Origin of the sequence: Parashewanella spongiae, from assembly GCF_004358345.1 — a bacterium.
Taxonomy (GTDB): domain Bacteria; phylum Pseudomonadota; class Gammaproteobacteria; order Enterobacterales; family Shewanellaceae; genus Parashewanella; species Parashewanella spongiae.
Genome location: NZ_CP037952.1, coordinates 2009265 through 2032644 on the forward strand (window position 1 = coordinate 2009265; position 23380 = coordinate 2032644).

Genomic DNA, 23380 nt, shown 5'->3' on the forward strand with positions numbered 1-23380 from the left:
TCCAGCCTACATCTTGCTTTGTTTGTTACATCATTAGATAATCAGGCGATCTTCAATTTCCAACTGAAGAATTCAATGGTGACTCTAGGGTTCCTTCGCAATGATAATTTGTGAACTCGGCCAGGATCGGGAGATAGCAACCGTAGCGAATGATTCATGTGCCGAAGTGCAGCTCTAGAGTAACCACCACTCTTATACATTATCCTCTATAATTTCACTTTTTTCTTCTAATCGAAGGGGCTAATCAAATCGAGTTTTCTGGTACTATTTTAGCATTGGAAACTGAGCAGTTTTATGACAGTTATTACTGCAATAAATTTGCTTTATGACAGCTATTACTGAAAATTATGACAGCATTAACTGACAAACCGTTCTTTACAGTCCGCATTCACTTGTTCGTCTTATGACAATAATTCCTGAAAGCAACATTTTTTGTCGCTTTCAATTTTGAATTGCATAATTTTCAGAATTAAATGGCATATTTTCAGAAATCCCTGAAAGCAGCATTTTTTGTCTTCATCAATTTCGATTGCACTTTGAGCACATATAAGTACCTGACCATAAGTTTCTTAAGATTTTCTAGTGCCCAGTTTCAGCACTCTACGGTGTTGCAACTTCGGTTACATAGCTACGGCTATGCGCCCTACATTGCGTCTTGTATAGCACTAATCCTGAACACAATAATTATCAAAGAACTTATCGACAGGTACTTATAGCTCTGAGTTAAGCATTTAATTACAGTAATATAATGGTATTAGAACAAGCAATTTCGAATTACCAGACACAATAAAGTGCTAATATCGACTAACTATAATTGGTATAAGCTCAGCTATAGTAAATGATGAATTAAGATTCACTTGAGGTTGACTAATCTTTAAATAATACTGCCGTAAGCAGAAGTTTAACAATGAATTACTCATGACAGCAATATCCAGAGTTTGCGATAACAATGCGTTATCCCCAGAGTACGCAAAAGGTCAGGATTTATCGGGCTCATGTCAACTTTCTACTGATGACAGAACATATTCATTAGCTCCAGAAGACAATACCATAGCAAAGCCAACGGGTTTTTCTAATTTTCATGGTGATAAACATAACATTGAGTCCGACAGGGCTGGTGGTACGAAACGTTTAAAAGCACCTGCCCCAGATGCTGTGTTTCTGGCAACATTGCGGCTAAGACTGGGTGACGCTCTTAAGTCGGCATTTTGTGGTGATGTCTCATCACTTAACCAAGTGATTGGCGAAGCGATCTTCGAGTTGGACTTTGGTATACTAAAAAATACTTTATTTGGCAGACATAAAGAAGCACGAATTTTTGAGATAGAATTAGCCTACATTTTAATTATTAAACTGCAATTAGAGAGTCACCTTTCTTATACTACAGCCACGGCCCAAGCCTACCACCGATTTCATATTGAACTATTAGAAAAATTCATCGGTATTACTGGTAAGCATACTGATTTTAACTGGGACGCCCATCACTTGCTTTCCGCCTGCGGACAAACAACACATCCTTTGATCATCAACCAACAAGACTTTGTCGTCTGGTTAAGCGAGCATAAAGAAGCGGACTGGAGAAAACTCTCAGATACAAGCCTAGAAAAATTAGACTCTGTAATTGCAGATGAAAAGGAATCAAAAAAAAATTACCGCTCACAGCGCTCACAGCGCTCACAGCGCTCACAAGATTGCTATCAAGAAATACTATTAAAGCAGCTCAATCTTTTACACATACAAATCCGTTTATCTAAATTAGACGGGAGTATAAGTGAGCAAGAAGTGAAAGTAAAAACGTTGTGGAAACAGGCTTGTAGAAGGTCTTATAAGGAAATATATGAGCCCCCTTGTTTTTCAGAATATCGACTCTACCAGGATTTGGATGAAATGGAATTGTTTCTCAAGCACGAGCGAGTCAGACAAACACCGCCAGAAGACTATAAGGATTTGCTAGAACTGAGATCTTACGCTGAAAACTTGCTAAGTAATAACCCAATTGACGAGAATATTAAAGCTTTTTATGAAGATGTATCCAGAAAGTATTTTTTAAGGCTCGCAGTTCGAATCGCCAATGAGCATGAACCCATTTCTAAGAGAGAAATTGATTCATTCGTTAAAGAAAGAGCGGCTAACGAAACCAGATTAGGTGCGGAACAATTAACATCAGTAGACAGACATCTTCTCGCCGAAGCCGAATACAAATCGGCTGAATATCTCTCGTTTCGGCTAGTGGTCAATAGGACTACACGCTTATTTGAGGATGATCTTTCCACGATAGAAAAATTACACAGCAGCGCCACCGAGCACGGGATATTTCCCGGTGATGAATTTTTAAACCAGCTGACCTTGCTTCGGCTTGAAAGGCAATGCCGGGTGAGCATTCGCGCTCATGGTATTATTGAGGCTAAGCCTGAGTTACTAAAAAAGCAGCACTATGCCGATGTGCCATTAATTCCGAAAGATAACTTGAAATTAAATGCATTGGCGGAATATAGGGAAACACTAAACACCCAGCTCACGTATTATAGTAAAATGCCATTTGAGCATGGTTTATCTCAGTTTCTTACCCTTATTCAACAAGTAAAGCAACAGTCGGAGCATGATGAAGTTTACTTGCCTGTTTTAAATAAAGTGATTTTCGAGAGCGCAACATTTTCATATCATTGTGAGAAAGCTATTCCAGAAGCATTAATCACCGAAGCGCAAACCGTTTGGAAATTAGGAAAAACGGAGCTAAATGAAGTGCTCAGCTTGCTCAGTAAACACGCTGTTATCCAAGAAATTCAAAATTCCAACGACAGGCTGTTAGCACTGGATGAATTTGTTACCGAGATTTTTGCCGAAAATAGAAAGTTGACTTGTGTTCTCTTTTCAAAGCCTCCAAAATCAGCCCCCATCGACCGATTGATGTGTGAAAAGTCATCTATTGGCTACGACGCAGACCATTGTTTAGAATGGAAGTCCCCCCCCAAAAATAGAATTAAACAGCAAATTCTTTACGAGTTTCTTTATGAGCTAACAATTGATAAAGTGAGGGCGCTGTTATCTCTAGGCAAGGATGCGGTAATAGCTGAGGAGCACAGCGAATACATATGGCACCTATTTTCGGTTGTGACCGATCATGCACTATTTAAAAATATTGCTTTTGCTGATCTCTGCATGCTTGAGCTGAAGGTTAAGGTATTTGCTATAGTGACACAATCACTTTACGATTCCCCTAACCATTTATGCGGCTGGAGAAATGTGTATCTGGAGCTCACCTCAGAAAAACGTAAATCAGCTTTAGAGCCTGACTCCGCAAAATATCAGCTCGCTGAGCAACAGCTATCTGGGGCCTTGATTTTTGTCTCATATTCAAAGCAGCAAGTGAATTTGAAACAGCTTACACAATGTCTATATCAGTTTATTGCAACTTATCGCTCACCAAATGAGTATCCACCTTTAGAAATTGTAGAATTATACGCAAAGCAGATATATACGCTTTTGAGGGCTAATCCTGATGGCACCTGGTTAGACGTTCACTTAATGCGCTTAATCCCCTTACTTAAGAGAAAGTTAAGTTGGGTGCACAGCAGACCTTCAAAGCAATTAGTTCAGGTATCTTGGTTGATTTGGACTCATTTAATAAAAAGTCAGAGTAAGTATGAGGAAGAAAGGAGGGGTATCTCAAAATTATCACAAGAAACGGGGTTTTCAGCGGTTATGGTAGCAATAAGCAAGGCAAATCTTTTACCTGTGTTTGGCATAAAGGAAGTATAATTAATGGCTTTCTGTGATGGTTGCTTATGGGGGCAAGGCACTCGCATAACGGGAGTCCATTTACCTGTTGATACTATCTAAGTTGACTCAGTGAAATCAATGTGATGTTGGATATAGGAGTGAAGTGGGATATCACAAAGATGAACAATAAGGCTCTTCGTCGTTTAGGGAGGCTACGATTTATCTCATTAATTACTGTAATTGGTGTAAATGATGAATCAATATTCACTTGAGGTTGACTAATCTTTAAATAATACTGCCGTAACCTGATGTTTAACAATGAATTACTTATGACAGCAATATCCAGATCTTGCGATAACAATGCGTTATTCCCAGAGTACGCAAAAGGTCAGGATTTACTGGACTCATGTCAACTTTCTATTGATGACAGAACATATTCATTATCTTTAGAAGACAATACTATAGTAAAGCCAACGGGGTTTTCTAATTTTCATGGTCGTAAACATAACATTGAGCCCGTCACGCCTGGTGGTACCAAACGTTTAAAAGCATCTACGCCCGATGCTGTGTGTCTAGCAACACAGCGGCAAAGATTGGGTGACGCTCTTGAGTCGGCATTTTGCGGTGATGTCTCATCACTTAACCAAGTGATTGACGAAGCGCTCTTCGAGTTGGAGTTTGGTATGCTAAGCAATACTTCATTTGGCAGACCTGAAGAAGCACAAATTTTAGAGGTAGAGTTAGCCTACATTTTAATCATTAAACTGCAATTAGAGTGTCACCATTCCTATACTACGGCAACGGCTCAAGCCTATCACCGATTTCATATTGAACTATTAGAAAACTTTATCGGTATTACTGGTAAGCCTACTGATTTTAACTGGGACGCCCATCACTTGCTTTCCGCCTGCGGACAAACAACACACCCTTTGATCGTCAACCAACAAGACTTTGTCGCTTGGTTAAGCGAGCATAAAGAAGCGGACTGGAGAAAACTCTCAGATACAAGCCTAGAAAAATTAGACTCTGTAATTGCAGATGAAAGGGAATCAATAAAAAATGGCCGCTCACAGCTCACACAGAAAGAATACTATCAAGAAATACTATTAAAGCAGCTCGATATTTTACACTTACAAATCCGTTTATCTAAATTAGACGGGAGTATAAGTGAGCAAGAAGTGAAATTAAAAACGTTGTGTAGACAGGCTTATGGACTGGCTTATAAGGAAAGATATGAGCCCCCTTGCTTTTCAAAATATCGACTCTACCAGGACTTGAAAAGTATGGAATTGTTTTTCCAGCACGAGCGAGTCAGACAAACACCGCCGGAAGACTATAAGGATTTCCTAGAACTGAGATCTTACGCTGAAAACTTGCTAAGTAATAACCCAACTGACGGGAATATTAAAGCTTTTTATGAAGATGTATCCAGAAAGTATTTCTTAAGGCTCGCAGTTCGAATCGCCAATGAGTATGAACCCATTTCTGAAAGAGAAATTGATTCATTCGTTAAAGAAAGGGCGGCTAACGAAACCAGATTAGGTGCGGAACAATTAACAGCAGTAGACAGGCGGCTTCTCGCCGAAGCCGAATACAAATCGGCTGAATATCTCTCGCTCCGGCTATCGGCCAATATGACTACACACTTTTTTGAGGATGATCTTTCCACGATAGAAAAATTATACAGCAGCGCCGCCAAACACGGGATACTTCCCAGTGATGAATTTTTAAACCAGCTGACCTTGCTCCGGATTGGAAGGCGATGCCGAGTGAGCATTAGCGCTCATGATATTATTGAGGCTAAGCCTGAGTTACTAAAAAAGCAGCACTATGCCGATGTGCTATTAATTCCGAAAGATAACGTGAAATTAAATGCATTGGCGGAATATAGGGAAAAGCTAGACACCAAGCTCACGTATTATAGTAAAATGCCATTTGAGGATGGTTTAGCTGAATTTCTTACCCTTATTCAACTAGTAAAGCAACTGTCGGAGCATGATGAAGCTTACTTGCCTGTTTTAAATAAAGTGATTTTCGAGAGCGCAACATTTTCATATCATTGTGAGAAACCTATTCCAGAAGCATTAATCACCGAAGCGCAAACCGTTTGGAAATTAGGAAAAACCGAGCTAGATGAAGTGCTCAGCTTGCTCAGTAAACACGCTGTTCTCCAAGAAATTCAAAATTCCAACGACAGGCTGTTAGCACTGGATAAATTTGTTAGCGAGATTTTTGTCGCAAATAGAAAGTCGACTTATGTTCTCTCTCCAATGCCTCCAAAATCAGGCCCCATTAACCGATTGATGTGTGAAAAGACATTTGTTGGCTACGGAGACCAATATTTAAAAAGGAAGTACCCCCCAACTAATAGAGTTAAAGAGCAAATTTTAAGCGAACTTTTTTATGAGCTAACAATTGATAAAGTAAGGGCACTGTTAACGTTAGGCAAGGACGCGGTAATACTTGAGGAGCACAGCGAATACATATGGCACCTATTTTCGGTTGTGACCGATCATGCAATGTTTAAAAATATTGCTTTTGCTGATCACTGCATGCTTGAGCTGAAGATTAAGGTATTTGCTGTAGTGACACAATTACTTTACGATTCCCCTAAACATTTATACGGATGGATAGATCTATATCTGATGCTCACCTCAGAAAAACGCAAATCAGCTTTAGAGTCTGAATCCGTAAAATATCAGCTCGCTGAGCGTCAGCTATCTGGAGCCTTGATTTTTGCCTCATATTCAAAGGAGGAAGTGCTTTTGAGTGAGCTTACACAATGTCTATATCAGTTTATTGCAACTTATCGCTCACTAAATGAGTATCCACCTTTAGAAATCGTAGAATTATACGCAAAGCAGATATATACGCTTTTGAAGACGGCTCCTGATGACACTTGCTTAGACGTTCACTTAATGCACTTAATCCCCTTACTTAAGAGAAAGTTAAATTGGGTGCACAGCAGTCCTTCAAAGCAATTAGTTCAGGTATCTTGGTTGATTTGGACTCATTTAATAAAAAGTCAGAGTAAGTATGAGGAAGAAAGGAGGGGGATCTCAAAAATATCACAAGAAACGGGGTTTTCAGCGGTTATGGCGGCAATAAGCAAGGCAAATCTTTTACCTATGTTTGGCATAAAGGAAGTATAATTAATGGCTTTCTGTGATGGTTGCTTATGGGGGCAAGGCACTCGCATAACGGAAGTCCACTTAATCTGTTGATATGGTATTAGGTTATACCGAGGTATAATCCAAACAGTGAATGCTCAAAAGCATCGAAGACAGCGTAAATTGGTCATTTCTGCTGCGTTATCGTTTTCTTATTTGGAAACGAAGTAACGACAGTTTTGTATGTCGGTAGTCTAGAGCCTTTGCTTTTTTCTATAAAAGTCACTGGATACCAGCCTTCGCTGGTATGACAAAGATTGATGGAGATAATGTGTAATCAGATAAAACCCATAACGGAAAGCTCGTCCACACGGTTTGCGGCATTTTTAAGTAACATGGTTTTTTGCTGGATATCATATGCACTTTCTAGTTGTTTGACTAACCTATTATTGACATCACTGCTTATTTTGCTCAGCATAATTGTTAACTCTGAGAGGGGGAAGTCCTCAATACTCGCTAACAGCACCTCAACGTCTTCTGTACCCAGTTGAGGCTTGTCTAAAAGTGGGTTGGGGCTTGCTTTAGGTGGTAAATCTACAAATAAACTGCTGGTCCATTCCTCATCAAACACACTGATTTTCACAGGCTGATTAACCTTGCTTAACGAGGCCGTACCCCAAAAGGCATCGTCTTTTATTAAAGGAGACAAAGCCTCATCTTCACTACCTTGGCTGACGCTCGTTTCCATAGGCTCAGGCTCTTGCGCAGTGTCACTCGTTGTTGCACTATCCTGGTGCCATGAAGCGAGCTGTATATTTTGGTACCGCACGGATAAACTTAATCTCTCTCTTAATTGGCTAGGTATGTCGCAGAACGAATACTTATCAACGAGCGCTTTTATTGCAGGAGTACTCAGAGAATCTGCATGATATACGAGACTGCGGCAGACTTCCGAGGTCAGGCGCAAGCCTTTTTGTAAACACTTTTCAATGAAGGCCAAATCAAGTAAGCTTTCCTGCTGTGCCTCCGTGTTGCCTGTGGCGCTTGGCACTTGCTTTTGTGATAACCGTTCTTCTCGTCGTGTAACATAAGTACTGACAATACTTTGTTCACTGCTGTCAGCAAACTCAATTGGAAAGTCACTGCTTAGTGTATCAATAAACAAAGAAAGCTCATCGGCAGACCAGTTGCTAATAGTGACACTATTTTGACGACTTTGGCTTAACTGAGGAAAGGGCAGCTCAATCATTTCCTCATCAATATTGAGCAGCGTTATTTGAGCTTGGCTAATATGGTAAGGAGTCGGGGCACTGGCAAAGGATAAACTGAACCAATAACTAAAAAGCACCATGGGGCAATCTGTTTGTTGTGCTTGTGTATTAATGCATAATGTGACCCCTTTATCTGTATCCATACTGTCGGAAGATACACTAAACGTCACGGCATTTAATGTTGAAGGATGCTTTACTGGCAAGACTAACCCTCTGGTGACTAGCCCTAAATTCAGTGTGTTCATGGTTTTCACTTTGGGTTTTACGGCCGTGTTTAGATACTGACCGTAATCTTTCCCTGCTAGGCAAAGGGTATGAAATTTCTTAGCTGGTAATGACATCGATAATTGATATAGGTCATTAGCGGTACTGAACACTTTGCATAACATTCGGCAACAGTTGGTATCGTTAAGCAATTTCTTAGTTTCAGGCGTAGATGAAAGCAGGCAGGCCGCGATTAAATACGCCTGAATCTGATTCACATCTTCATCCTCAACGCCCTTTAGGACGACCGGATACAATGTATTAATCCATTGTTCTGATGTGGGGCATGAGCGGATTACTCTGCAAAAACGGAAGTAATGGCTTACACTCTCATGGCTCAGGCCTTTCAAATCGAGCGCACAGGACAGGATGGTTTTATTAATTGGCTGACTGAGCAAACGTTCCCAGTGGGATAGTTTCTGCACTTCCTCAGCGGCCAGAGTGTGCCCTCTCTCTGGACAAGGCGCATTTGCAAAGAACAATTTTAATCCCAGCTGGCCGTTGGCGAAACAGATTTTACCGAGCGCGTTCAATATTCCTTGATGGCTTTCTATTACGCATGGGAATGTTGATCCCATTATTTCGATCGAACTCAATGAGCAGTGGTTATTCAATTTATCTAGCAGCTCAGGCTCACCTTTAACGGCTAGCGCCAGTGCTTTTATCGATATTAGTTCATTGTTCTTATGAAAGTGAACGAGCAACTTTGCGACAAGCGAGCAGGAAAAAGCCTTTTCCACAGCTAAAAGAGATGATTGTTTCCACTCGTGAATGCAGAGTTTCAGTAGTTTATCGTTGGGTTGACCATCAATGCTTAATAAAGACAGCAGCTTAGTTACCTCATCCTGTTTCGGCGGCAGAGGGAAAACCGCAAAGACACAAGCTAATCTGAGAAGGTGGAATTGACCATTTAGCTGCAACTCTGGGTGATCAAGTAAGCAAAGCCAGCCGTTTGCCTTATCTGGCCGATTCATCACTTTAACTAATAACAGCTTATACAAGGGAAGGTTTAACGTGCCACCCTCCTGCAGTTGCGGCAGTTTCAGCAGTTCAATAAATAGTGTTTTTGTCGCTTCGTCAGGCAGGCCGCGGCTATGAAATATCGATGATAAGGATTTGAACAGTGGAAGGTTCAATCTGCCGTGCTCCTGCAGTTGCGGCAGTTTCAGCAGTTCAATAAATAGTGTTTTTGTCGCTTCGTCAGGCAGGCCGCGGCTATGAAATATCGATGATAAGGATTTGAACAGTGGAAGGTTCAATCTGCCGTGCTCCTGCAGTTGCGGAAGCTCCAGCAACTCAATAAAGCGCCTCATCGCCGTTTCGTCAGGTAGACCGCAGCCATTAAATATAGACGATAGGGATTTGAGCAGCGGCAAACATAATCTGCCACCCTCCTGCAGTTGAGGTAATTTCAACAATTTAATAAAACGCGCCATCTCCGATTCGTCAGGTAAACCGCGGCCACTAAATATCGACGACAGGGATTTGAACCTCGGCAGGCTCAATGTGCCGCCCTCCTGTAGCTGCGGTAGTTTCAGCAGATCAATAAAGCACTCCATTGCCACTTCATTAGGTAGACCGCGGCCACTAAATATCGACGACAGGGATTTGAACAGCGGCAGGCTTAATCTGCCGCCCTCCTGCAGTTGCGGCAGTTCCAGCAGCTTATTAAAGTGTGTCATCGACGCTTCGTCAGGCAGGCCGCGGCCATTAAATATCGACGATATGGATTTGAACAGTGGCAGGCTAAGCCTGCCACTGTCCTGTAGCTGCGGTATTTCCAGCAGCTTAATAAAGTGCTCCATTGCCACTTCGTCAGGTAAACCGCGACCATTAAATATTGACGACATGGATTTGAGCAACGGCAGGCTAAGTCTGCCGCCTTCCTGTAGTTGCGGTAGTTTCAGCAGCTCAGTAAATTGTGTCATCGCCACTTCGTCTGGTAAACCGCACCCATGAAATATTGACGACAAGGATTTGAACAGCGGCAGGCTTAATGTGCTGCCCTCCTGTAGCTGCGGCAGTTCCAGCAGCTTAATAAAGCGCGCCATCGCCGCTTCGTCAGGTAGGCCACTACCATTAAATAACGACGACAGGGATTTGAGCAATGGGAGACTTAATTTTCCGCCCTTTTGCAATTGCGGCAGTTCCAGAAACTTAAAAAAGCTTGTTATCGCCGCGTTACTAGGCAGACCACAGCCATGATATATCGACGACAGAGATTTAAGCAGCGGCAAATTTAATGTGCCGCCCTCTTGCAGTTTCGGCAGTTTCAGCAAGTTATTAAAACCCTGTATCGTCGATTCGTTAGGCAAGCCGCAGCGATGAAATATAGACGAAAGGGTTTTCATGGGTTGGGTTTTTGCCACCAGAATGATGTGTTTATTACTGTAGAGAAAGAACTGTCTTATTTTACATGATGTATTAATTATGCTAGTAAAAAAGCTGGTATCTTTCACCTTTGTATCGGCGATGTTTATGAAAAAAAGTGTTAGTTTATTGCTATAGTCCTTTTGTTGCTCTAGGGATTTAATATTGACCGCTGATAATAACTTTGTGAATGCAGATGTAACTTTAATGCCTTTGCTGTTCATTGTATCCTGAAGCTCTTGAGGCAGTTTGTTATCCTGCGATACTAAGTAACATTTACTTGCCGGAGATGTGATACATAATCTTTTAGGGGCAGGGTTGCCTTCATTATTCCTCCCTCTCTTACGGTTTGACTTCCTAGCGCCATTTGAAGTCGAGGGAGTTTCATACATGGCATTGGAAGTAGCATTTGAAGTGGAGGTGATTGCCATATTTATTACCTTTTTTAAGGACAGATAAGTACAGCTGTTTTTGAGTTTATAAATCCGTGTTACCTAAAAATGCCCTGAAAGCTGCATCTTTAAGTATCACGGTGATAGTTTGATGAAATCTACTATCCCCTTTGCCAACCATCCCACTGCATTCAGAATTTTTCAAAGCAAATCTCTCTAAAACTCAAGCCGCAACTAGCAGCTGGGATTCGAAATGGTAAATGTCATTTAAAACGAGTACAAATGAAATATAGTTAAGATTTATACCAATTACAGTAATTAAATTCCCAGCTCAGAGCTATGTATGTGTTCAAAGTACAAGTGAAATTGATGAAGACATAGTTATTACCGACATACAAAACTGTCGTTATTACATTACTACGTTGAGACAATTTTGCGTAGTAATTTGAACACATACAAGCTCCCGAAGGGCAAGGCTAAAAGATTCCATTACTAGGTTACAAGTTTTTGAATTATCCCGACAAAAGCACGAAGTGCGTTGAACGCCAGCGTTGTATGGCAGCCGTTAGGGTATATAGTACTTCAAACTTGCGCCTTGTACTGAAATCCTTTAGCTCTTGCTGAGTGGGAAGTTAATTACTGTAATTGGTATTACAAACTGCGGCAAGGAGTTAATTGCGCGAAATTAATCACTCATAAAGCCAAGACATAAGGAAAGCTGCGCAGCGGAAGAAAGTATACCGATGAGTTCTAGTCACTCCAGCGCAGGCTGGAAACGAAGTAACGACAGTTTTGTATATTGGTAGTCTAGTGCCTTTGATTTTTCTATAAAAGTCACTGGATACCGGCCTTCGCTGGTATGACAAAGGTTCGTACTTTCTAAATCGCAAGATCCCTAAGTTGTCAAACTTCTAAAGTCCGTCATTCCCGTATGTTGTAAGCGGGAATCCAGTGCCTTTTTGCTCAAAAAATAAAAAGTCTCTGGATTCCTGCTTTCGTAAAAGTGACGAAATAAGCAATTTCAATGAGGTATAAAAATCACACATTAGGGGCTGTTTATCTTTCAGGATTAAATTTTGTGCTATTTGAGCGTTTATCTGTTCAAGGCGTAAGCAGTGAAGCTTAGTCATCTAAGGGAACTAGCGATTTAGAAAGTACCAATCAATATTTTAAATTTTTTTTGTCATACCTGCAAAGGCTGGTATCCAGTGACTTTTATAGAAAAGCTTAAAGGCACTAGACTCCAGCCTGCGCTGGAGTGACGAGGATTCATCGGTATACTTTCTTCCGCAGCGTCCCTAAGTAAACGGGTTACAACACAGAACAGTGAACGCTCAAATGCATCGAAAAAAGAGAGAGCGTAAATTGGTCGCTCTTTCTAAAGAAAAGGTACTGCGTTATCGCTTGCTTATTTGGAATACCAAATAAGCAAGCTCTGTCTTGTATAAAACGACCAATTTATCGCTGCAAAAATAATCACGAAAGATAAACAGCCCCTAGGTTCATTACCTAAATTTTTCCAGTAAACGATGATATTGATGTTATGGCGGTGGGGTTGGATGTTATATGCAATCAGAAAAATCCATAATGAAGAATTCGTCTTCATGGTTCTCGGTATTAAAATGTAATCTGGTTTGTTGCTGGATATCATATGCATCATCTAGTCTTTTGACTAACCTACTATCGACATCACTGCTTATTCTGCTCAGCATAATTGTTAACTCTGAGAGGGTGAATTCCTCAATACGAGCTAGCAGCATCTCAACGTCTTTTGAATCCAGTCGGGGCTTATCTAAAATTGGGTTAGGATTTGCTTCAGATGATAAACCTACAAATAAACTGCTGACCCATTCCTCATCAAACTCTTTCAATTGCACAGGCTGATTATCCTTGCTTAACGAGGGGGTGTTCAAAAAATCACCGCCACCCATTAAAGGCAACAAAGCCTCATCTTCACCACCTAGGCTGACGCTGGTTTCCATAGGCTCAGGCTCTTGCGCCGTGTCACTCGTCGCTGCACCATCATGATGCCATGAAGCAGGCGGAATGTTTTGGTACTGCACGGATGAACTTAATCTCTCTCTTAATTGGCTAGGCATGTCGGCGAGGGGATATTTCTCAACGAGCGCTTTTACTGTAGGAATGCTCAGAGAATCGGCATGATACACGAGATTGTGGCGAATTTCCTGGTTCAGGTGCAAGCCTTTATGTATACACTTTTCGATGATGGCCAAACTAAGCCAACTTTCCTGCAGTGTCTCTGTGTTGCCTGTGGCGCTTGGCGCTTGCTTTTGTGATAACCGTTCTTCTCGTCGTGTAACGTAAGTACTGGTAATGCTTTGTTCACTGCTGTCAGCAAAATCAACCGGAAAGTCACTGCTTAATGTTTCAATAAACAAAGAAAGCTCATCGGCGGACCAGTTGCGAATTGTGATACTACTTGGATTGCTTGGACTACTTTGGCTTAACTGAGGAAAGGGCAGCTCAATCATTTCCTCATCAATATTGAGTAGCCTCATATGAGCTTGACTAATATGGTAAGGAGTCGAGGCGCTGGCAAAGGATAAACTGAACCAATAACAAAAAAGCACCATGGGGCAATCTGTTTGTTGTGCTTGTGTATTAATGCATAATGTGACCCCTTTATCTGTATCCACATTGTTGGTAGGTACACTAAACGTCACGGTATTTAATGTTGTAGGATGCTTTACTGGCAAGACTAACCCTCTGGTGACTAGCCCCAAATTCAGTGTGTTCATGGTTTTCACTTTGGGTTTTACGGTCGAATTTAGATACTGACCGTAATCTCTCCCTGCTAGGCAAAGGGTATGAAATTTCTTAGCTGGTAATGACATCGATAATTGATATAGGTCATTAGCGGTACTGAACACTTTGCATAACGCTCGGCAACAGTTGATATCGTTAATCAATTTCTTAGTTTTAGGTGTAGATGAAAGCAAGCAGGCCGCAATTAAATACGCCTGAACCTGATTCACATTTTCATCCTCAACGCCCTTTAGGACGACCGGATACAATGTCTTATCCCATTGTTCTGATGTGGGGCATGAGCGGATTACCCTGCAAAAACGAAAGTAATGGCTTATACTCTCATGGCTCTGACCTTTCAAATTGAGTGCGCTGGACAGAATGGTTTTATTGATTGGCTGACTGAGTAAACGTTCCCAGTGGGATAGTTTCTGCACTTCCTCAGCGACCAGAGCGCGGCTTCCCTCTGGACGAGGCGCATTTGCAAAGAACAATTTTAATCCCAGCTGGCCGTTGGCGAAACAGATTTTACCGAGCGAGTTCAATATCCCTTGATGGCTTTCTATTACGCATGGGAACGTCAATCCCTTTATTTTTTTTGTGCTCAGCGAGCAGTAGTTACGCAATTTTTTCAGCATCTCAGGCTCACCTTTAATGGCCAATGCCAGCGCTTTTAGCGATGTTAGCTCATCATCGCTAACGCGAAAGTGAGTGAGCAGTTTGGAGAAAGGTGAGCAGGAAAAAGCCTTTTCCACAGCTAAAAGAGATGATTGTTTCCATTCGTGAATGCAGAGATGCAGTAGTTTATCGTCGGGTTGACCATCAATGCTTAATAAAGAAAGCAGTTGAGTTACCTCATCCTGCTTCGGTGGCAGAGGGAAAACAGCAAAGACACAAGCTAATCTGAGAAGGTGGAATTGACCATTTAGCTGCAACCCAGGGTGACCAAGCAAGCAAAACCAGCAGTTTGCCTTATCTGGCCGATTCATCACTTTAACTAATAACAGCTTATACAAGGGAAGGTTTAACGTGCCGCTCTCCTGCAGTTGCGGCAGTTTCAGCAGTTCAATAAATTGCGTCATCGCCTTTTCGTCAGGCAAACCGCGGCTACTAAATATCGACGACAGGGATTGGAGCAACGGTAGAATTAAACTGCCGCCCTCCTGCAGTTGAGGCAACGTCAACAATTTAATAAAACGCGCCACCTCCGATTCATCAGGCAGACCGCGGCCATTAAATATAGACGATAGGGATTTGAGTAGCGGCAAACTTAATCTGCCGCCCTCCTGCAGTTGAGGCAACGTCAACAATTTAATAAAACGCGCCACCTCCGATTCATCAGGCAGACCGCGGCCATTAAATATAGACGATAGGGATTTGAGCAGCGGCAAACTTAATCTGCCACCCTCTTGCAGCTGCGGTAGTTTTAGCAACTCAATAATACGTGCCATTGTCGCTTCGTCAGGCAAACCGCGGCTACTAAATATCGACGACAGGGACTGGAACAACGGTAGAATTAAACTGCCGCCCTCCTGCAGTTGAGGCAACGTCAACAATTTAATAAAGCGCGTCATCGCCTTTTCGTCAGGCAGACCGCGGCCATTAAATATAGACGATAGGGATTTGAGCAGCGGCAAACTTAATCTGCCGCCCTTCTGCAGTTGAGGCAACGTCAACAATTTAATAAAACGCGCCACCTCCGATTCGTCAGGCAGACCGCGGCCATTAAATATAGACGATAGGGATTTGAGCAGCGGCAAACTTAATCTGCCACCCTCTTGCAGCTGCGGTAGTTTTAGCAACTCAATAATACGTGCCATTGTCGCTTCGTCAGGCAAACCGCGGCCATGAAATATCGACGACAAGAACTTGAATAGTGGAAGGTTCAATCTGCCGACCTCATACAGCTGCGGAAGTTCCAGCAACTCAATAAAGCGCGTCATCGCCTTTTCGTCAGGCAGACCGCGGCCATTAAATATAGACGATAGGGATTTAAGCAGCGGCAAACTTAATCTGCCGCCCTCCTGCAGTTGAGGCAACGTCAACAATTTAATAAAACGCGCCACCTCCGATTCATCAGGCAAACCGCGGCTACTAAATATCGACGACAGGGATTGGAGCAACGGTAGAATTAAACTGCCGCCCTCCTGCAGTTGCGGCAGTTTCAGCAACTTAATAAAACCCCTTATCACCGCTTCGTCAGGTAGACCGCAGCCATGGAATATCGACGACAGGGATTTAAACAACGGCAGGCTAAGTCTGCCGCTGTCCTGTAGCTGCGGTATTTCCAGCAGCTTAATAAAGTGCTCCATTGCCACTTCGTCAGGTAAACCGCGACCATTAAATATTGACGACATGGATTTGAGCAACGGCAGGCTAAGTCTGCCGTTTTCCTGTAGCTGCGGCAGTTCCAGCAGCTCAATAAATTGTGTCATCGCCACTTCGTTTGGTAGACCGCATCCATGAAACATCGACGACAAGGATTTGAACAGCGGCAGGCTTAATCTGCCGCCCTCCTGTAGCTGCGGCAGTGCCAGCAGCTTAATAAAGCGCGCCATCGCCGCTTCGTCAGGCAGGCCACTGCCATTAAATATCGACGATAGGGATTTCAGCCGCGGCAGACTTAATTTCCCGTCCTCCTGCAGTTGCGGCAGTTTCAGCAGCTTAAAAAAGCGAGTTATCGACACGTTATCTGGCAGACCACAGCTATGATATATCGACGACAGAGATTTAAGCAGCGGCAAATTTAATGTACCGCCTTCTTGCAATTTTGGCAGTTTCAGCAAGTTATTAAAGCCCTTTATCGTCGATTCGTTAGGCAGACCACAGCGATGAAATATAGACGAAAGGGTTTTCATGGGTTGGGTTTTTGCCACCAGAATGGTGTGTTCATTGCTGTAGCGAAAAAACTGTCTTATTTTACATGATGTATTAATTATGCTGGTAAAAAAGCCGGTGTCTTTTACCTCTGGATCGGCGATTTTTATGAAAAAAAGTGATAGTTTATTGTAATACTTCTGTAGTTGGTCTTCGGAATCAATCTCGACCTTTGATAATAACTTTATGAATGCAGGTAAAACTTTAATGCCTTTGCTATTCATTGCATCCTGCAGCTCTTTAGGCAGTTTTTTATCTTGCGATACTAAATAACATTTACTCGCCGCCGATGTGATACGCGATTTTTTAGAACTGGGTTTGCCTTCTTCAGCCCTCGGTCTTTTACGGCTTGATTTAATAGCATTGCTTGAGATCGAGGGAGTGTCATACATGGCGCTGGAAGTAGCATTTGAAGTGGAGGTGAGTGCCATGTTGATTACCTTTTTTAAGGACAGCTTTTTTGAGTTTATACACGGGTATAGATTGATGAAACCTATTACCTTCCTTGCTAGCTATCCTCATTTTACTCTGGATTTCTCAAGGTAAATCGGTTTATTTCCCGCTTGAAACCAAATCGCAACTAGTTGCAGGAATTTAGAATGGTAAATATTATTTAAAATGAGTACAAATGAAATTTTTTTAAGATTTACAAAGGTGTGGCAAGAAGTTATACCAATTGCTGTAATTGGTATTAGGTTCATTACCTAAGTTTTTCCAGCAAACGATGGCCTTGATGTTATGGTTGTGGGGTTGGATATTACATGCCATCAGAAAAATCCATAATGAAGAATTCGTCTTCATGGTTCTCGGTATTAAAATGTAATCTGGTTTGTTGCTGAATATCATATGCATTATCTAGTTGTTTGACTAACGTATTTTCGACATCACTGCTTATTTTGCTCAGCATAATTGTTAACTCTGAGAGGGTAAACTCCTCAATACGAGCTAGCAACATCTCAACGTCTTTTGAATCCAGTTGGGGCTTATCTAAAATTGGGTTAGGATTTGCTTCAGATGATAAACCTACAAATAAACTGCTGACCCACTCCTCATCAAACTCTTTCAATTGCACAGGCTGATTATCCTTGCTTAACGAGGGAGTGTTCAAAAAGTCATCGCCATCCATTGAAGATAACAAAGCCTCATCCTCACTACCTTGGCTGACGCTCGTTTCCATAGGCTCAGGCTCTTGCGCCGTGTCGCTCGTCGCTGCACCACCCTGATGCCATGAAGCAAGCGGTATGTTCTGGTACTGCACGGATGAACTTAATCTCCCTCTTAATTGACTAGGTATGTCGCAGAACGAATACTTCTCAACGAGCGCTTTTATTGTAGGAGTGCTCAGAGAGTCTGCATAATACACAAGATTGCGGCGGACTTTCTGGTTCAGGCGCAAGCCTTTTTGTACACACTTTTCAATGAAGGCCAAATCAAGTAAGCTTTCCTGCTGTGCCTCCGTGTTGCCTGTGGCGCTTGGCACTTGCTTTTGTGATAACCGTTCTTCTCGTCGTGTAACATAAGTACTGACAATACTTTGTTCACTGCTGTCAGCAAACCCAATTGGAAAGTCACTGCTTAGTGTATCAATAAACAAAGAAAGCTCATCGGCAGACCAGTTGCTAATAGTGACACTATTTTGACGACTTTGGCTTAACTGAGGAAAGGGCAGCTCAATCATTTCCTCATCAATATTGAGCAGCGTTATTTGAGCTTGGCTAATATGGTAAGGAGTCGGGGCACTGGCAAAGGATAAGCTGAACCAATAACTAAAAAGCACCATGGGGCAATCTGTTTGTTGTGCTTGTGTATTAATGCATAATGTGACCCCTTTATCTGTATCCATACTGTCGGAAGATACACTAAACGTCACGGCATTTAATGTTGAAGGATATTTTACTGGCAAGACTAACCCCCTGGTGACCAACCCAAAATTCAGTGTGTTCATGGTTTTTACTTTGGGTTTTGCGGCCGTGTTTAAATACTGACTGTAATCTTTCCCTGCTAGGCAAAGGGTATGAAATTTCTTAGCTGATAATGACCTTGATAACTGATATAGGTCATTAGCGGTACTGAACACTTGACATAACACCCGGCAACAGTTGATATCTTTAATTAATCTCTTAGTTTCAGGCGTAGATGAAAGCAGGCAGGCTGCAATTAAATACGCCTGAATCTGGTTCACATTTTCATCCTCAACGCCCTTTAGGACGATCGGATACAATGACTTAGCCCATTGTTCTGATGTGGGGCATGAGCGGGTTACCCTGCAAAAACGAAAGTAATGGCTTACACTCTCATGGCTCTGACCTTTCAAGTAGAGCACACAGGACAGGATGGTTTTATTGATTGGCTGACTGAGTAAACGTTCCCAGTGGGATAGTTTCTGCATTTCCTCAGCGACCAGAGCGCGGCTTCCCTCTGGACGAGGCGCATTTGCAAAGAACAATTTTAATCCCAGCTGGCCGTTGGCGAAACAGATTTTACCGAGCGCGTTCAATATCCCTTGATGGCTTTCTATTACGCATGGGAATGTTGATCCCATTATTTCGATCGAACTCAATGAGCAGTGGTTATTCAATTTATCTAGCAGCTCAGGCTCACCTTTAACGGTCAACGCCAGTGCTTTTATCGATATTAGTTCATTGTTCTTATGAAAGTGAACGAGCAACTTTGCGACAAGCGAGCAGGAAAAAGCCTTTTCCACAGCTAAAAGAGATGATTGTTTCCACTCGTGAATGCAGAGTTTCAGTAGTTTATCGTTGGGTTGACCATCAATGCTTAATAAAGACAGCAGCTTAGTTACCTCATCCTGTTTCGGCGGCAGAGGGAAAACCGCAAAGACACAAGCTAATCTGAGAAGGTGGAATTGACCATTTAGCTGCAACTCTGGGTGATCAAGTAAGCAAAGCCAGCCGTTTGCCTTATCTGGCCGATTCATCACTTTAACTAATAACAGCTTATACAAGGGAAGGTTTAACGTGCCACCCTCCTGCAGTTGCGGTAGTTTTTGCAGCTCAATAATGCGTGCCACTGTCGCTTCGTCAGACAAACCGCGGCCATGAAATATCGACGATAAGGATTTGAACAGTGGAAGGTTCAATCTGCCGTGCTCCTGCAGTTGCGGAAGTTTCAGCAACTCAATAAAGCGCCTCATCGCCGTTTCGTCAGGTAGACCGCAGCCATTAAATATAGATGATAGGGATTTGAGCAGCGGCAGACTCAATCTGCCGTCTTTTTGAAGCTGCGGTAGTTTTAGCAACTCAATAATGCGTACCATTGTTGCTTCGTCAGGCAGACCGTGGCGACTAAGTATCGACGACAGGGATTTGAGGCGCTGCAGGCTCAATGTGCCGCCCTCCTGCAGCTGCGGCAGTTCAAGTAGCTGGATAAAACACTCTATTTCTACTTCATCAGGCAGTCCGCGTCCGCTAAATATCGACGACAGGGATTTGAGCAACGGCAGACTTAATCTTTCATCCTGTTGCATCTGCGGCAGTACCAGCAACTTAATAAAGTGCTCCATTGCCGCTTTGTTGGGTAGGCCGCGGCGATTAAATATCGACGACAGGGATTTGAGTCGCGGCAGACTTAATCTACCGCCTTCTTGCAGCTGCGGCAGTTTCAGCAACTTAATGAAGCCCTTTATTGCCGCATCGTCAGGTAGACCGCGGCCATGAAATATTGACGACAGGGATTTTAGTAACGGCAGGCTTATTCTGCCGCCCTCCTGCAGTTGCGGCAGTTCAAGCAGCTTAATAAAATGCGCCAATACCGATTCGTCAGGCAAACCGTGGCAACAAAGTATCGACGACAGAGATTTGAGGCGCGGCAGACTTAATCTGCCGCCCTCCTGCAGCTGCGGCATTTTAAGCAACTCAATAAAACGCGTCATCGCCGCTTCGTCAGGCAGACCGCGGGCATGAAATATCGACGACAGGGATTTCAGCCGCGGCAGACTTAATTTTCCGCCCTCCTGCATTTGCGGCAGTTCCAGTAGTTTAAAAAAGTGCGTTATCGGCACTTTACCTGGCAGACCACAGCCATGATATATCGACGACAGAGATTTAAGCAGCGACAAATTTAATGTGCCGCCCTCTTGCAGTTTCGGCAGTTTCAGCAAGTTATTAAAGCCCTTTATCGTCGATTTGTTAGGCAAGCCGCAGCGATGAAATATAGACGAAAGGGTTTTCATCGGTTGGGTTTTTGCAACCTGAGTGATGTGTTTATTACTGTAGTGAAAGAACTCTATTATTCTATATGGCGTATGAATTATGCTGGTAAAAAAGCTGGTATCTTTCACCTTTGTATCGGCGATGTTTATGAAAAAAAGTGTTAGTTTATTGCTATAGTCCTTTTGTTGCTCTAGGGATTTAATATTGACCGCTGATAATAACTTTGTGAATGCAGATGTAACTTTAATGCCTTTGCTGTTCATTGTATCCTGAAGCTCTTGAGGCAGTTTGTTATCCTGCGAAACTAAATAACATTTACTCGCCGCCGTTGTGATACGCGATTTTTTAGAGCTGGGTTTGCCTTCTTCAGCCCTCGGTCTTTTACGGCTTGATTTAATAGCATTACTTGAGGTCGAGGGAGTGTCATACATGGCGCTGGAAGTAGCATTTGAAGTGGAGGTGAGTGCCATGTTGATTACCTTTTTTTAAGGACAGATTTTTTGAGTATATACACGGGTATAGATTGATGAAGCCTATTACCTTCCTTGCTAAGGGACGTGGCGGAAGAATGTATACCAATTTTATCGTCACTCCTGCGAACGCAGGAGTCCAGAGTCTTTGGTTAATTTGGGCACAAGTCGCTGGATACCTGCGTTCGCAGGCATGACAAATTAAGCGTTGAAATTTAAATTGGTATTATTTGAACTGCGACATCCCTAACTATCCTCATTTCACTCTGGTTTTCTCAAGATAAATCGGTTTATTTCCCGCTTGAAACCAAGCCGCAACTAGTTGCAGGGATTTAGAATGGTAAATACTATTTTAAATGAGCACAAATGAAATATATTTAAGATTTACAAACTGCGGCAAGGAGTTAATTGTGCGAAATTACTCATTCATAAAGCCAAGGCGTAAGGAAAGCTGCGTGGCGGAAGAAAGTCCGATGAGTTCTAGTCACTCCAGCGCAGGCTGGAAACGAAGTAACGACAGTTTTGTATGTCGGTAGTCTAGAAACTATGAAGGACAGTAACTCAACTACCCTTTAGTTAACACAACACAAGGGGAATATTATGAGCACCGTCCTTCAAGTAAAAGATAACGCAAAATTTGTTAATTTGTACATTGCTTTTGAACTTAGCAGTAAAACTTGGAAGCTTGGCTTTTCAAATGGTGAAAAAAAGAGAGTCAAAACGATTGATTCCCGAGACTGGAAAGCCCTACATCATGAAATAGCCTTAGCAAAAGAAAAGCTATTCTGCGTTGAAAACTGCAAAGTCATTAGCTGTTACGAAGCAGGTAGAGACGGATTCTGGATACACAGAGCGTTAATTAAAGACGGCATCGAAAATCATGTGATTGACTCAGCCAGTATTGAAGTCAGCCGAAAACAGAAGAAAGTCAAAACCGATAGAGTTGATGTGATTGCTTTGCTCCGCTTACTGATGCGTTATCACTCTGGAGAGCAAGAAGCTTTAAATATCATCAATGTTCCAAATGTAGAAGCTGAAGATAAGCGTCGAATTAACCGAGAGCGAGAACGATTAGTAAAAGAGCGTGGCAGTCACAGCGCACGAATTAAGTCACTTCTGTGTTTGCATGGTATCAGCGTGGAAAATATCTCTAAACTAAAGGGGAAAGTTAATCAACTTAAGACGGCGGTTCTCAATAAGCCTTTACCGACAGATTTAGTGACGGAAATAGAGCGAGAACTTGATAGGCATGAAATTGTCGACAAGCAAATTAAAGCAATTGAGAAATTACAAAAACAACGTGTTCTTGATGACTGTGATGACGCATCGCAAAAAATTAATCAGCTCATGCAGCTTAAAGGCGTAGGCTGGCAATCGAGCTGGGTATTAGTAACAGAGTTTTTCCATTGGCGAGAATTTAAAAACGCTAAACAAGTGGGAGCTTGTGCAGGAATGACACCAACGCCTTACGATAGTGGTGACAGCCAAAGAGAGCAAGGCATTTGCAAGTCAGGTAATCGACGAATACGAAAGATTATGGTTGAACTCAGTTGGTTTTGGTTACGGTATCAACCCAAATCAGAATTGAGTTTATGGTTCGAACAGCGTTTCGCTCATGGCAGTAAACGAATGAGACGCATCGGCATTGTTGCTATGGCACGTAAACTTCTTATCAAACTGTGGAAGTATTTAGAGCATGGAGAAGTGCCATCAGGTGCAACGATGTCACTTTAATCAAAATAACCAAGTAAAGAGTAAAATGTAGTAAAGCGTTGTTCGATGCTAACTGTACAGCCCCTTGATAAGCAAGGCTAAATCGTTTTTCTAGAAGAGTTAGTATCATTATTCAGGTTAGGCGTGATAATGCGCATGCAATTTAAGGTGACTGACTAAAGTCAGAACGGATAGAAGGTGGTTAGCCATTAAGCTGACACAACAAAACCTGAGCAACACTTTTAACCAGAGAAA

General features: G+C 42.4%; 6 protein-coding genes and 1 other RNA gene. 4 read left to right on the top strand and 3 right to left on the bottom strand.

What is annotated here, in order from left to right; genetic code table 11:
• The first annotated feature begins 84 nt into the window (after positions 1–84).
• The 3 genes from ffs to E2I05_RS07730 all read left to right on the top strand — a co-directional run bounded on the left by ffs (position 85) and on the right by E2I05_RS07730 (position 6872).
• Positions 85–181: signal recognition particle sRNA small type (gene ffs, locus E2I05_RS07720), an RNA gene on the top strand.
• A gap of 737 nt (positions 182–918) precedes the next feature.
• Positions 919–3759, top strand: a complete 2841-nt coding sequence (locus E2I05_RS07725; RefSeq protein WP_121852014.1) for a hypothetical protein — start codon at positions 919–921, stop codon at positions 3757–3759.
• A 290-nt stretch (positions 3760–4049) separates the two neighbouring features.
• Complete coding sequence (locus E2I05_RS07730; protein WP_121852015.1) at positions 4050–6872, top strand: hypothetical protein; 2823 nt, start codon at positions 4050–4052, stop codon at positions 6870–6872.
• A 295-nt stretch (positions 6873–7167) separates the two neighbouring features.
• Here E2I05_RS07730 and E2I05_RS07735 read toward each other — a convergent pair whose 3' ends face one another.
• The 3 genes from E2I05_RS07735 to E2I05_RS07745 all read right to left on the bottom strand — a co-directional run bounded on the left by E2I05_RS07735 (position 7168) and on the right by E2I05_RS07745 (position 21412).
• Complete coding sequence (locus E2I05_RS07735; protein WP_133309556.1) at positions 7168–11166, bottom strand: hypothetical protein; 3999 nt, start codon at positions 11164–11166, stop codon at positions 7168–7170.
• A 1523-nt stretch (positions 11167–12689) separates the two neighbouring features.
• Positions 12690–17201: a hypothetical protein gene (locus tag E2I05_RS07740; RefSeq protein WP_133309557.1), complete on the bottom strand. Its 4512-nt coding sequence runs from the start codon at positions 17199–17201 to the stop codon at positions 12690–12692.
• A 326-nt stretch (positions 17202–17527) separates the two neighbouring features.
• Complete coding sequence (locus E2I05_RS07745) at positions 17528–21412, bottom strand: hypothetical protein (RefSeq protein WP_133309558.1); 3885 nt, start codon at positions 21410–21412, stop codon at positions 17528–17530.
• A gap of 600 nt (positions 21413–22012) precedes the next feature.
• Between E2I05_RS07745 and E2I05_RS07750 the strand changes: the two genes are divergently transcribed.
• Entirely contained in the window at positions 22013–23146 is a 1134-nt protein-coding gene (locus E2I05_RS07750) for an IS110 family RNA-guided transposase (RefSeq protein WP_133309449.1), read from the top strand.
• Positions 23147–23380: the final 234 nt, after the last annotated feature.